Annotated in this window: 11 protein-coding genes and 1 riboswitch; of the genes, 6 read left to right on the top strand and 5 right to left on the bottom strand. The window is 70.1% G+C overall.

The features are described from left to right. Positions 1 to 87 precede the first annotated feature (87 nt). A riboswitch (glycine riboswitch) is annotated at positions 88 to 182 on the bottom strand. A gap of 60 nt (positions 183 to 242) precedes the next feature. From QE454_RS11305 to QE454_RS11290, 4 genes are all read right to left on the bottom strand, one after another. Further along, positions 243 to 632 carry a hypothetical protein gene (locus QE454_RS11305; protein WP_307455369.1) on the bottom strand — a complete coding sequence of 130 codons (390 nt, stop codon included), beginning with the start codon at positions 630 to 632 and terminating at the stop codon, positions 243 to 245. 91 nt (positions 633 to 723) lie between these two features. Further along, complete coding sequence (locus QE454_RS11300) at positions 724 to 2,553, bottom strand: alpha/beta hydrolase (RefSeq protein WP_307455373.1); 1,830 nt, start codon at positions 2,551 to 2,553, stop codon at positions 724 to 726. Further along, positions 2,550 to 2,846, bottom strand: coding sequence for a hypothetical protein (locus QE454_RS11295; RefSeq protein ID WP_307455376.1), 297 nt, complete (start codon positions 2,844 to 2,846; stop codon positions 2,550 to 2,552). The genes QE454_RS11300 and QE454_RS11295 overlap by 4 nt, the downstream gene beginning before the upstream one ends. Before the next feature lie 157 nt (positions 2,847 to 3,003). Continuing rightward, positions 3,004 to 4,179, bottom strand: coding sequence for a MarP family serine protease (locus QE454_RS11290; protein ID WP_267786878.1), 1,176 nt, complete (start codon positions 4,177 to 4,179; stop codon positions 3,004 to 3,006). A 139-nt stretch (positions 4,180 to 4,318) separates the two neighbouring features. On the opposite strand from QE454_RS11290, the gene QE454_RS11285 reads away from it, so the two are divergent. Genes QE454_RS11285 through QE454_RS11260 form a run of 6 tightly spaced genes read left to right on the top strand, consistent with a single transcriptional unit; the run spans position 4,319 to position 10,748 of the window. After that, positions 4,319 to 5,044: an NrtR DNA-binding winged helix domain-containing protein gene (locus QE454_RS11285; RefSeq protein WP_373459385.1), complete on the top strand. Its 726-nt coding sequence runs from the start codon at positions 4,319 to 4,321 to the stop codon at positions 5,042 to 5,044. A gap of 11 nt (positions 5,045 to 5,055) precedes the next feature. Then, a complete protein-coding gene (gene nadA, locus QE454_RS11280; RefSeq protein WP_307455381.1) occupies positions 5,056 to 6,387 on the top strand; it encodes a quinolinate synthase NadA in 1,332 nt (443 codons plus the stop codon). Continuing rightward, complete coding sequence (gene nadB / locus QE454_RS11275; protein ID WP_307455384.1) at positions 6,384 to 7,877, top strand: L-aspartate oxidase; 1,494 nt, start codon at positions 6,384 to 6,386, stop codon at positions 7,875 to 7,877. Before nadA ends, nadB begins: the two co-directional genes overlap by 4 nt. Further along, a complete protein-coding gene (gene nadC, locus QE454_RS11270) occupies positions 7,871 to 8,728 on the top strand; it encodes a carboxylating nicotinate-nucleotide diphosphorylase (RefSeq protein ID WP_307455387.1) in 858 nt (285 codons plus the stop codon). The genes nadB and nadC overlap by 7 nt, the downstream gene beginning before the upstream one ends. Next, positions 8,725 to 9,855 carry a cysteine desulfurase family protein gene (locus QE454_RS11265; RefSeq protein WP_210074317.1) on the top strand — a complete coding sequence of 377 codons (1,131 nt, stop codon included), beginning with the start codon at positions 8,725 to 8,727 and terminating at the stop codon, positions 9,853 to 9,855. Before nadC ends, QE454_RS11265 begins: the two co-directional genes overlap by 4 nt. Continuing rightward, a complete protein-coding gene (locus tag QE454_RS11260; protein WP_307455391.1) occupies positions 9,852 to 10,748 on the top strand; it encodes a glycosyltransferase family 2 protein in 897 nt (298 codons plus the stop codon). The genes QE454_RS11265 and QE454_RS11260 overlap by 4 nt, the downstream gene beginning before the upstream one ends. A gap of 172 nt (positions 10,749 to 10,920) precedes the next feature. Here the strand turns inward: QE454_RS11260 and QE454_RS11255 are convergent, their stop codons facing one another. Continuing rightward, positions 10,921 to 12,861 carry an ABC transporter ATP-binding protein gene (locus tag QE454_RS11255; protein ID WP_307455393.1) on the bottom strand — a complete coding sequence of 647 codons (1,941 nt, stop codon included), beginning with the start codon at positions 12,859 to 12,861 and terminating at the stop codon, positions 10,921 to 10,923. Positions 12,862 to 12,887 lie beyond the last annotated feature (26 nt).

Genomic DNA, 12,887 nt, shown 5'->3' with positions numbered 1-12,887 from the left:
AGTTTCACCCGCGCGGTCGAGGACGAGCGCGGGCTTTCACCGTCGGCGGACCCGGGACGGTGCATCCGGGTCTCTTTCCAGAGTGGCCCGATCGACGCGGTACGCGTACCTGAGAGATTGGCGGGGAGGCTTGCTCCTTCGGTGCCCGGCTGAATTCGCCGGAGCTCTCCCGCATCGATCATGGGGCCGGTGTGGACTTGTGGGGTCAGCCTAGCGGAGCTTGGGAGAGTGTCGTGAGATGTTCAGCCGTTGTCCTGCTTGCGGATGGCTTTGGCGTCTCCGGGAACACAGAGTGATGTGCCGGCGATGTGATAGTCGCCAGGCGCTGTCGAGAAGGACAGGCCGCCGACGGGGCCCCCTTTCGCGTAGACGACAATGAGCGGCTCGTCCACCACGCGCACTTCCATACCCAACGAGCGCCAATAGTCAGCCACCTTCTTTGCGTCCGAAGCACGGTCACCGTCAGGCGGCGGAGCTCCATAGCCGTAGGTGTAATTGACGCGCTCGCCGCTGCTTTGCCCGCAGTTTCCGACCTCGGGCGCGCCGTCCCACGTCCATCCAGAGACGTTCAGTAGGGCGGCGCTGTCTTCGACGGTCGACACGAGTGCATCTCTCGCCTGCTCCGGACTCACTTCCTCCTCCTTCGATCCCGCACACGCTGTCATAGTCCCCAGCACCGCCATGAGGAGGGCCGATACGGCACCTACCCTCAGAAATTTCCCTTCAGTTCGAGAAACCACGAGTCATCCCTTCGATCAGCGCCCGCTGCAACGGCGTGGGCCCCGGAGGTACATAAGGCGAGATCTCGGAACCCTGCCCGGTCGTCGCGAGCGCCACATTGCGAAGCGACTCTGTGTCGAAGTCTAGGTAGCCCGTTCCAGCCGGGGTGGTGACCCCGTGGTCCAGGACCGGATTGAGTCCTGAATCGCCGGCGACGCTGAAGGCGCGCGCCCCGAAGCCGGGGGCCACCGGGTTGGTCGGATGGTCCGGAGAAAGCCGACCGGTCCACGCCCACGCGTCGCCCCCGGCCGGGTCGATCTTCCACACGTCCTGAGCTTGGCCCGCGAACACTTCGTCGGCTCCCAAATCCGTCGCCTGGTCTATTTCGCGGGGTAAGCCGGCTGAACCGAGGGTGACGTAGGTATCGACATGCACGTCCTCCTCGGTCAAAGCTAGGGAGGATGTGGTCGTGCCGTACGAATGGGCCACGACGTTGACCTCGACATCCGACCGCACCGCGTCCACCGCGCGAAGATCGCGCGCGAGGTTGTACGCCCCAGACTGCGCGAGCTCGTTGCCCATGACGTCGAACCCGCCTCCGATGAGGGGAACAGGAGGGGTGCGATACCCAATCCACGCGACGACGGCGTGCGCGCTGCCGCTGTCGGAGCGATCTTGTTGGGTGAGGAGGTTTTGCGCGGCTCGCGCCCAGTCCCCCATCCCCTCCGTGGTCGTTCCCATCCCGGGCACCGCGTAGGTGATGTCGTCCGCGGTATCGAGGTCTCCGATGGAGACCGCCGCCAGCGGCGGTGAGTCCGCCGTCAGCGACACAAGAAACCTCGCTGCCTTCCCATCCGGCGACGTCAGCGAGGACTCGATATCTTCCAGACCTCTCACCCGAGAACGCGCACGATCGAGCCGCTCGGCATACGCCTCGGCGGCGGCCTGTCCCCCGACGATCTCGTCGTATGTCGGCGGCTTCTCCGCCTCGGCCAGCGCCGCGCGTGCGTCTGCGAGCTGGTCCTCGAGCCAGATGCGGTTCGCCTCGTCGCGAGCGGCGTAGGCGACTCCCCCGAGGTTGCCGATAATCGCCGGCACGGCGTGGATGAGCGCGTCTTTCTGCGCCGCGTCAAGCTGCGCCCACCAGGGCGCGACTGCCGCCGGCTCTGCCTGGGCGAGAATACCGGCGAGGCTCGGCCGGGCCCGCAGAAGAGCGGCCAGACTCCCGGCGTCCGCGCCGGCGAGAGCATCGAGCACCTGGCCGGGGTTCGCACAACCCGTCAAGAGAGCCGCCCACTCGTCGGCGCCGAGGCCGGGCACGGCGATGGCGGCGCGAAGCTTGGCAGCCGCCTTCTGCGCGGCATCGCGGAGTGCCGCACGCGCATCCGCGAGGATCGCTTTGGCCTCTGCTCGCGGTCCGGAGCCGAGGAACGCTCGTCGGTCCGGCCCGAGCCAACCGGTGGGCGTGGCGGGTGGATCTTGGAAAGCCGCAGCGTCGAGCGCGTCGGCTCTGTCCCACAGATCGACGGCGTCTCCCGCCCTTGCCCGTGCAGCCTCGATCGCGGCGGCGACGTCTTCGAGTGCCGATTCACCGTGCCGGAAGGCGGTCGCCATGGCCGACCAACCGGACGCCACCGCCCTCACACGCGTCCCATAGGCGTCGGCCGCTTCGCCGGTCCAGCCCGAGATCGACTGCGTCGCACGGAGCGCCGTCCCGACCTCGTCGGCGTTCTGCTCGCGCACCCGCCACGCGGAGGCCGCCCGGTACAGAGAGGCGACATCGCCGGGGATGAGGGCGGACGGGTCTCGGGTCTCACCGAGCTCGGCGGTCATTCGATGGTCCACCCCTCGACGGCGCCCAACGCGCGCACGTCGGCCTGGCTGGTGGCATCCAGGTTCTCGAACATGTCCGCGACCTCGCGCAACCCCGTCACGAGTGCCTCGACACCACGGCGACGCTCGGCGGTGCAGTCATTCATGCACCCGATGAACTCCGTCAGGGCGAGACTCAGATCGGGCTGATCGGCGACGGAGAAGCCCCAGAGGTCGGGCTCATCGGGCACGACGCCGACCATCTTCGCCGCCACCCGCCGCACCTCATCGACGGATATCGAGATGTCCCCCATGCGCAGGAGCATAGACAGATAACGCAGTGGGACAGGGCGCTAGAGGGAAATTTCACCCGCCCCACGGCCAACGGCCCTCGTCGCCGGCGGAGCGGAAAGCGCACCCCGAAGCGGGCAGCGTGTTGGCGCTCCCCACCGCCCCAGGCGCGGAGGCGGTTCAGCCGCGCGTGCAGCTCCCGGAGGCCACGGGTGCCGACAACGACCCCATCTGGGCCATCACGGGTTCCAGCTCGGCCGGGGTCATGGCGTAGCCGACGTCGTCATCGGTGTCGGAGCGGGCGAAGACGATGCCCGCGACCTGACCCGAGGTGGTCAGCAGCGGTCCGCCCGAATTGCCCGGGCGCACGATACCGGCCAACGCGTAGATGTCGCGCGGAGCTCGGGAGTCGTCGTAGATGTCGGGGACGGGGACTGTGCCCTCCGACAGGATCTGCGCGCTGCCGGAGGTGAACGGACCGCCGCCCGGGTAGCCCTGCACCACGGCGGGAGCCCCCACCGCGAGCGTCTCGGCGATCGGCAGAGCCGCGGCATCCAGTCCATCGACCGAGATCACGGCGATGTCGTCGATCGGGTCGAAGTACACGACCCGCCCCTCGCGCGCCGGGCGGCCAGGGAGCTCCACGAGCGGGGTGTCGACCCCCGCGACGACGTGCGCGTTGGTGACCACGCGATCGTCGGCGACCACGAAGCCCGAGCCGCTCGAGGTGATGCCGCAGGCGTACGCGGTACCCGAGATCCGCGCCACCGATTGCGCCGCCTGCGTCAGCGCAGGATCGTCGAGGGCGATGCTCGGGGTGGTCGGCACGGGGCCGATCTGGATGAGTTCGCCCAGGCGAGGGATACCGTCGGCGAAGATCGTTCCGCGCAACTCGGCGAGCGCGCCGCGCACGGGAGCGGGCGTCAGGTTGTCGATCGTGCGCACCACCGCGGAGGAGCCGAGAGCTGCGGAGACGACGGGGACCCCGACCGGGGTGAGGGAGCCGGCGACGAACGAGATCGCGAGCGCGGCGGCCGCGACGTTGACCACCCCGCCGAGGAGTCGCTCGGGGATGCGCAGCTTGATGCGGTCGGCTCCTCGACGGAAGAAACCGCCCACGGCACTGCCGAGGCCCGAGCCGATCACGAGCAGCGCGATGCCCGCGCCGATCATGGCGGGTCCGCGCCAGGCGAGGTCGGTGACCCACTGCCCCACGAATGGAAGCGCCCAATAGGCGGCGACGGCGCCGAGGGCGAGGCCCGCGAAGAAGCCGATGGTGGCGAGAAAGCCCCGAGAGAGCCCCGCGACGAGTGCGACCGCCAGAAGGGCGATCAGGGCGATGTCGACGATCGGCATCCGACCTCCTGTATTCGCATCGAGGCTAGATCGCCCGTCTGGGAGAACCCTTTCGACGCGCGGGCCGCGCGCGCCGGCATCGGGGATTCGGCCTTCGAGTCGATATGACACTAAGATCGATCCCGGAGATATGGTCACCATGACACGAACCCCTCGCCCCGAGTCCCGCGACGCCGACGTGCGCGTCGCGGTGTCGACCGTCATCTTCAGCGTCCGCCGGAACGACCACGACGAACCGGTCCTGTCCCTCCCCCTCGTCCGCCGCACCCGCGACCCGTTCGATGGGAGGTGGGCGCTGCCCGGCGGCTGGCTCGACGCAACCGAAGAGCTCGACACAGCGGCATCCCGCACCCTCGCCGAGACGACCGGCCTCACCCCCAGCTATCTCGAGCAGCTCTACGCGTTCGGAGCCGTCGACCGCTCCCCCACGCGCGTGGTCTCGATCGTGTACTGGGCACTGTTGCGCTCCGACGAGGTCGATGCGCAGGTCGCCGCGCACGCGCGGGAGGGCGATGCGCCCGAGAACGTGGAATGGTTCGACGCGACCGACCTGCCGGCCCTGGCTTTCGACCACAACGACATCGTCGAGTACACGCTCTGGCGCTTGCGCAACAAGGCCGGTTACAGCCGCATCGCGCACGGGTTGCTGCCCGACGAGTTCACGCTCGCCGACCTGCGCGAGGTGACCGAGTCGATTCTCGGCAGACGACTCGATCCCGCCAACTTCCGTCGGCAGGTCGACATCTCCGACACGCTCATCCCGACCGATCGCTTCCGCACCGGAAGCCATCGTCCCGCCCGCCTGTACCGCTACAACCGCGATGTGGAGCTGGCCGACCGCGGCCCGCTCCGCTCCCGTCACTGATCGGAACGCCCATGTCCGCCACCCCCCTCACCCTGCAGCCCCGTCCCGCGATCGACCCGAGCGTCGACCACGCGATCCAGGCGATCGTCGCCGGCGCCTCCACCGACGCGACCTGCACCACCGATCTCGCGGTCAGGCCCTGGGACTTCGACACGCGCCCCGGCTACGGCCCCGGCTCGTCGATGGGCGACGTCATCCCCACCGGAGCGCCCCGGCAGGGCGAGCTGCCGCAGCGGTACCGCGACGCGTCCGACGACGAGCTCGAAGCCCGCATCCGCGCGGCGAAAGAGACGCTCGGCGACCGAGTCGTCGTGCTCGGGCACTTCTATCAGCGCGAAGAGGTCGTGCGACACGCCGACTACGTGGGCGACTCGTTCCAGCTCGCCAACGCCGCGAAGGACCGCCCCGAGGCCGAGGCCATCGTGTTCTGCGGGGTGCACTTCATGGCCGAGACCGCCGACCTGCTCTCTCGCCCCGAGCAGGCGGTGATTCTCCCGAACCTCGCCGCCGGCTGCTCCATGGCCGACATGGCCGACATCGACCAGGTCGAGGAGTGCTGGGAACAGCTCGAAGACGTGCTGGGTGATCTCGAGACCCCGGATGCCGAGGGCTTGGTCCCCGTGATCCCGGTGACGTACATGAACTCGAGCGCGGCCATCAAGGGCTTCGTGGGGCGTCACGGCGGGATCGTCTGCACCTCCTCCAACGCCCGCACGGTGCTCGAGTGGGCGTTCGCACGGGGACGACGGGTGCTGTTCTTCCCGGATCAGCACCTGGGCCGGAACACCGCCAAGGCGATGGGTGTGCCCCTCGAGCAGATGCCGATGTGGAACCCGCGCAAGCCCCTCGGCGGCTCCTCCGACGCTCAGATCATCGACAGCCGCGTCATCCTGTGGCATGGCTTCTGCTCGGTGCACCGCCGCTTCACCGTCGACCAGATCGACAAGGCGCGCGCCGAGCACCCCGGCGTCCGCGTGATCGTGCACCCGGAATGCCCGATGGACGTGGTCGATGCCGCCGATGAGGCGGGTTCGACGGACATCATCCGCAAGGCCATCGCCGCGGCGACCGAACCCACCACCTTCGCGATCGGCACCGAGATCAACCTCGTGCAGCGCTTGGCCGCCCAGTACCCGCAGCACGAGATCTTCTGCCTCGACCCGGTCGTCTGCCCCTGTTCGACGATGTACCGCATCCACCCGGGCTATCTCGCGTGGGTGCTCGAATCGCTCGTCGAAGGCACCGTCGTCAACCGCATCACCGTCCCCACCGACGTCGCCGAGCCCGCCACCGTCGCGCTCGAGCGCATGCTCGCTGCGAAACCGAACGGTGCGGTGAAGTGATCACCGTCGTCGTGGTGGGCAGCGGCATCGCCGGTCTCACGGCGGCGCTGCACGCATTCGAGAACGGATGCCGTGTCACGGTCGTGACGAAGGGCGCCCTGCCCGACACGAACACGCGGTGGGCGCAGGGCGGGATCGCCGCGGTGACCTCACCCACCGACTCGGTGGGCTCGCACGCGGCCGACACGATCACCGCGGGCGCAGGACTGAACGACCCCGCCGCCGTCGACGTGCTGGTCGGCGAAGGGCCGCAGCGGATCGCGGAGCTCGTCGCGCGCGGGGTCGGTTTCGACCGCGCCGAGGACGGCGACTTCTCACGCGGGCTCGAGGCCGCTCATGCGGTCCCCCGTGTCCTGCACGCCGGCGGCGACGCGACCGGAGCCGCCATCCAGGCCGCTCTCGGTGCAGCCGTGCGTGCCGCAGCTATCGAGGTTCGCGAGCACGCCCTCCTGCGCGACCTGGTCGTCGCGGGGGGCCGGGTGACGGGCGTCGAGCTCGACGGCGGCGAGCGCCTCGATGCCGACGCGGTCATCCTCGCCACCGGAGGCGCGGGCCAGCTCTACTCCCACACCACCAACCCCCTCGGCGCCACCGGGGACGGGATCGCCGCGGCGTTGCGCGCGGGAGCCGCTGTCGACGACCTCGAATTCGTGCAGTTCCATCCCACGGCCCTGGCCGTCGGCATCCCGTTCCTCGTCTCGGAGGCGGTGCGCGGAGAAGGCGCCGTGCTCATCGACGACACCGGCCGCCGGTTCACCTTCGACTCCCACCCCGACGGCGAACTCGCCCCGCGCGACATCGTCGCCCGCGCCAACGCCCGGGCGATGACCACACAGGACGGTCGGCCCGTCCGGCTGGATGCCACTGCCCTGGGCTCCGAGCGACTCGCACGGCGCTTTCCCACGATCGACGCCGCGGTGCGCGATCGCGGGCTCGACTGGAGCCGCGATCCGATCCCCGTGACCCCCGCGGCGCACTATCTCATGGGCGGGATCGTCACCGATCTCGACGGACGGACCACCGTGCCAGGGCTCTACGCGGTCGGAGAGGCGGCCCGCACCGGCGTGCACGGGGCGAACCGCCTGGCCTCGAACTCGCTCCTCGAGGGGGCGGTCTTCGGAGCGCGGGCGGGGGATGCCGTGGCTCGCGGCGGCGAGTGGCCGGGCTTCCCCGTGCGCGAGGTCCCGCCTCTCGACGTCGCCCCCGCGGTGGACGCTCCCCCCTTCTCTCGCCGCACCCTGCAGGAGCTCATGTGGGCCGAGGCGGGTCTCGTGCGCGAGGCCGCAGGTCTAGGGCGCGCCGCCGCGGTGCTCGCCGCGTGGGATGCCGACGCCGCACCGCGCAGCGTCGAAGACGCGAACCTCCTCCTTCTCGCCACGCACGTCGTGGCCGCCGCCCGTGCGCGCGAGACCTCGGTGGGCGCGCACTTCCGCTCCGATACCGAGTCCTCGGCATCCCTCATCGAACCCCAGGAGGTCCTCGCATGCTGACCCGCGCCACGATCGACCGGATCGTCTCGGCAGCCCTCGACGAGGACGCCCCCTGGGGCGACCTCACCAGCGAGACGCTCATCCCGGAACACGCGACCGCGCGCGCCGAGCTCGTCTCCCGCGTCGAGGGCGTGTTCAGCGGCTCTGCGGTGTTCGTCGCCGCCTTCACGCTCACCGACTCCTCGATCACCGTCGAGATGCAGATCACCGACGGCGAGCGGTTCGCTCCCGGCGACACCCTCGCCGTGGTCACCGGACCCGCGCGAGGCGTGCTCACGGCCGAGCGCATCGGTCTCAACTTCGTGCAGCGCATGTCGGGGATCGCAACCCTCACCGCGCGCTACGTCGCCGAGGTCGCCCACACCGGCGCCCGCATCGTCGACACGCGCAAGACCACGCCGGGCCTGCGCGCGATCGAACGTCAGGCCGTCCGCGACGGCGGCGGCCACAACCATCGCTTCTCTCTGTCGGATGCCGTCATGGCCAAGGACAACCACCTCGCGGTGCTGACCGCGAGCGGACTGTCGGTGACGCAGGCACTCGAGAGCGCCATCGCGCGACTCCCCCACACCACGCACGTCGAGGTCGAGGTCGACCGGCTCGAGCAGATCGACGCGGTGCTCGCCGCCGGCGTCGGCACGATCATGCTCGACAACTTCTTACTCGACGATCTGCGCACCGGTGTCGCCCGTGTCGCCGGAGCCGCCCAGGTCGAGGCCTCGGGGGGCGTGACGCTTCAGACCGTGCGCGCCATCGCCGAGACCGGCGTCGATGTGATCTCGGTCGGCGCGCTGACGCACTCGGCATCCGCCCTCGATCTGGGCCTGGACATCCGCATCGAGACGGCGTGAGCCTGTACCTGGACAACGCCGCCACCACCCCCGTGCGCCCCGAGGTGCTCGAGGCCATGGCCCCCTTCCTCACGCGGTTCTTCGGCAACCCGTCGAGCCACCACGAGGTCGGTGAAGCTGCGGCATCCGCTCTCGACGAGGCTCGCGCGCAGGTCGCGGCCGTCCTCGGCTTCCGCGCGGGAGACGTGATCTTCACCTCCGGCGGCACCGAGTCGAACAACGCCGCGATCAAGGGGCTCGTACTGGGGTCGGGGCGTTCGCACCTCGTCACGACGGCGATCGAGCACGAGTCCGTGCTGGCCTCGGCCGACTACCTGTCACGCCTGCACGGGGTGCGCGTGACCCACGCTCCGGTCGACGACACCGGCACGCTGACGCCCGAGGCGCTCGCCGGCGTACTGCGCGACGACACGGCGCTTGTCAGCGTGGGCTACGCCAACAACGAGATCGGAACGGTTCAGGACGCCGCCGCCCTCGCCGCCGTCGCTCACGAACGTGGGGTTCCCCTCCATCTCGACGCCGTCCAGGCCGCCGGGTGGCTCCCCCTGGCGGGACTCGGAGCGGATGCCATGACCGTCGCCGGCCACAAGATCGGTGCGCCGAAGGGCACCGGGATCCTCGCCGTTCGCGGGCGCCTCCCGTTCGAACCTCTGCTGCACGGGGGCGGACAGGAACGCGGTCGACGCTCGGGCACCCCCGACGTCGCGGGGGCGGTGGCCATCGCCACGGCGCTGACGCTCGCCGAGGCGGAACGCACCGCCGATGCCCTGCGGGTGGGAGCCCTGCGCGAGGCCTTCACCGCGCGCGTGCTCGCCACGGTGCCCGGCGCGCGTCTCACCGGCCACCCCGAGCGCAGACTCCCCGGGACCGCCAGCTTCGTCTTCCCGGGCACGAACGGCGAGACCGTGTTGCTCGAGCTGGAGCGTCGCGGAGTCGTCTCGTCGAGCGGCTCGGCGTGTGCTGCGGGCAGCGACGAGGCCTCGCACGTGCTCCTCGCCGTGGGTCTCGATCACGACGACGCCCGCACCGCCGTGCGCTTCACGCTGCCGCACAGATGGACCGGTTCTCTCGACGCCGTCGCAGATGCCGTCGCCGTCGCCGTAACCGCCGTAGGCTCGCGCGGGTGAGTTCCACCCCCGTCACCGTCATCGTCCCCGGATTCGACGTCGCCCCCTTCGCGGAGGAAGCCCTCGGGTCGTTGCGCGCACAGACGCACCGGCACTGGACCGCCGTCCTCGTCGACGACGCCTCGACAGACGACACGGCCCGCATCTTCGCCGATGCCGCCTCCGCCGACCCCCGCTTCCGGCTCGAACGGCACACCGAACAACGTGGGCTGGGTGCCGCGCGCAACTCCGGTCTCTCGCACGTCGACACCCCCTACATCGCGTTCCTCGACGCCGACGACCGCTTCCGCCCCGACGCGCTCACGCGCCTGGCCGACACGCTCGATCGCACCGGCAGCGACTTCGCCGTCGGCGCATACGTCCGTCTGCGGCCGGATGCCGACACCCCCGGCTACACCGCGGGCGAGGTGCAGCCGTGGGTCACGGCATCCACTTCTCCTGCCCGCGCGCGCACGACGATCGCGGAGCATCCCGCGGCCTCGGGCAACATCGTGGCGTGGTCGAAGATGAGCCGCGCGGCGTTCTGGGAGGCGAACGGCCTGCGTTTCCCCGAGGGGCGCTACTACGAGGACCAGGTGCTCACCCAGCGCATGTACACGGCGGCAACCGCGTTCGATGTCATCCCCGACGTCGTCGTCGACTGGCGTCAGCGCCGAGAGGGCGGGTCGATCACCCAGCGGCTCGGTGAGCTCGACGTGCTGCGCGACTATCTCGACGCGCTCGGTGAGGGGATCGCGGTACTGCGCGAGGCCGGGGCCGAGGCTGCGGTGAAGGAGCGCGGAGCCCTCATCCGCACGCTCGACCTTCCGCCGCTGCACCGCATCGCCGAGACGCACCCCGACCCGGCCTACGGCATCGCGCTCGAGGCGTTCCTCGAGACGCTGCCCGGCTGACACTCCCTCGGCCACAGCGCCGCCTGGACTCGCGCCGGCCGGGTTCGGGCCGGCCCGAGTTCGCGAGGCTGCAAGACGCCGACATCTCGCTGCAGGCTGACACCGGAGTGTCAGCGGTATGCCGTCTCACGAACCCCATACCGGGACCGGAACCGGACAGAACCGTCGCAGCTCAGGCAGGCGCCTCGTCGGCGCGACGGACGGGGAGCGCGGCGTGCGCGAGACCCGCGGCGTCGTGCTGCTCTTCGGCGAGGACGAACGCGGCGGCGAGCTGCTCGGCCGCGAGGCTCGAGTACAGGCCCCCCGCAGCCAGCAGCTCGGAATGCGTCCCCGATTCGACGATGCGACCGGCATCTACGACGTGGATCCGGTCGGCGCTGATGACCGTCGAGAGTCGGTGTGCGATCGACAGCGTCGTGCGCCCGCGCGAGGCGGTCTCGAGCGCTTCTTGCACGATGCGCTCCGACACGGTGTCGAGGGCGCTCGTCGCTTCGTCGAGCAACAACACCGGCGGGTCTTTCAGCAGCACGCGCGCGATGGCGATGCGCTGCTTCTCGCCGCCCGAGAGCCGGTACCCGCGCTCGCCGACGATGGTGTCGTACCCCGCCTCGAACGAGGCGATCACGTGGTGGATGTTGGCCGCGCGGCAGGCGGCCTCGATCTCGTCATCGGTGGCGTCGGGCCGGGCGTAACGCAGATTCTCGCGCACGCTCGCGTGGAAGAGGTACGTCTCTTGCGAGACGATGCCGATCTCGTCGATGATCGATGCCCGCTCGAGGGTGCGCACGTCTGCTCCGGAGAACATCACCGCTCCGCCGGTCGCCTCGTACATACGAGGGGTGAGATAGAGGATCGTCGTCTTTCCCGCTCCCGAGGGGCCGACGAAGGCGACGTGCTGCCCCGGCTCGACGGTGAACGAGACGCCGTCGAGCGTGGGCCGCGCCTGCACGGATGCATCGGGGTAGCGGAACTCGACGTCGCGGAACTCGATGCGCCCCACGGGGCCGGGGGCCGCCGAGACGGGCAGGGCATCGGGGACGTCGACGATCGCCGGACGCAGGTCGAGGTACTCGAAGATGCGGGCGAACAGCGCCGAAGAGGTCTGCACGTCGAGGGCGACGCGCATGAGCCCCATCAGGGGCATGAGCAACCGCGCCTGCACCGTGGTGAAGGCGACGATCGTTCCGGCTGTGATCGCTCCCGCTCCCCCGCCGATGAGGTACCCGGCAACGAGGTAGATGACCGCCGGCACACTCGACATGATCACCTGGACGACGGCGAAGAAGCCCTGACCGCTCATGGCCCGGCGCACCTGCAGGCGCACCTGGTTGTCGTTCTCGGCGTCGAAGCGCGCGGACTCGGTGCGCTGACGGTTGAAGGACTTCGACAGCAGGATGCCGGACACGCTCAGCGTCTCTTGCGTGATCGCCGATAGCTCGGACAGCGACTCCTGCGTCTCTCCCGCGATGCGCGCCCGCACCTGGCCGACGCGGCGCTGGACGAAGAGCAGGAACGGCATGAGCGCGACGGCGATGAGGGTGAGACGCCAGTCGATGAGGATCATCGCCACGAGCGAGGCGATGACCGTGACGGCGTTGCCGAGGATGCTGGTGACGGTGTTCGTCAGCACCCCCGAGACGCCGCCCACGTCGTTCTGGAGTCGTGACTGGATCACGCCCGTCTTCGTGCGCGTGAAGAAGCCGAGCTCCATGTTCTGGAGGTGGTCGAACAGACGCGTGCGCAGGTCGCCCGTGACCCGGTTTCCCACGGTCGCGGTCAGCCAGGTCTGACCGACGTTGAGTGCGGCCGAGACGAGGAACAGACCGATCATGACGCTCACGAGGACCGCGAGGAGCCGTAGGTCGGGGCTCGATCCATCGACGGGGAACAGCGCGTGGTCGAAGATGCGCTGCACGAGCAGCGGCGGGATGACGGCCACGGCCGCGCCGACGACGACGAGCAGCGCGGTGAACGCGATGCGCCCGCGATAGGGCCGGAACAGGTCGACGACGCGGCGCCCGAGGTTCTGCACCCGCGGAGCCTGAGCGTTGCGGCGGCGCTGCATGTCCGCGTCCACGCCGCGGAACATGCTGCCGCCCATCCCCATGCTCATGTTCGTCAGCCTACGTCCGACCGCCG

Source organism: Microbacterium sp. SORGH_AS_0454, from assembly GCF_031453395.1.
Classification (GTDB): Bacteria; Actinomycetota; Actinomycetes; order Actinomycetales; family Microbacteriaceae; genus Microbacterium.
Note: the sequence above shows the minus strand (reverse complement) of the source record. Positions and strands in the feature narration are given on the sequence as shown.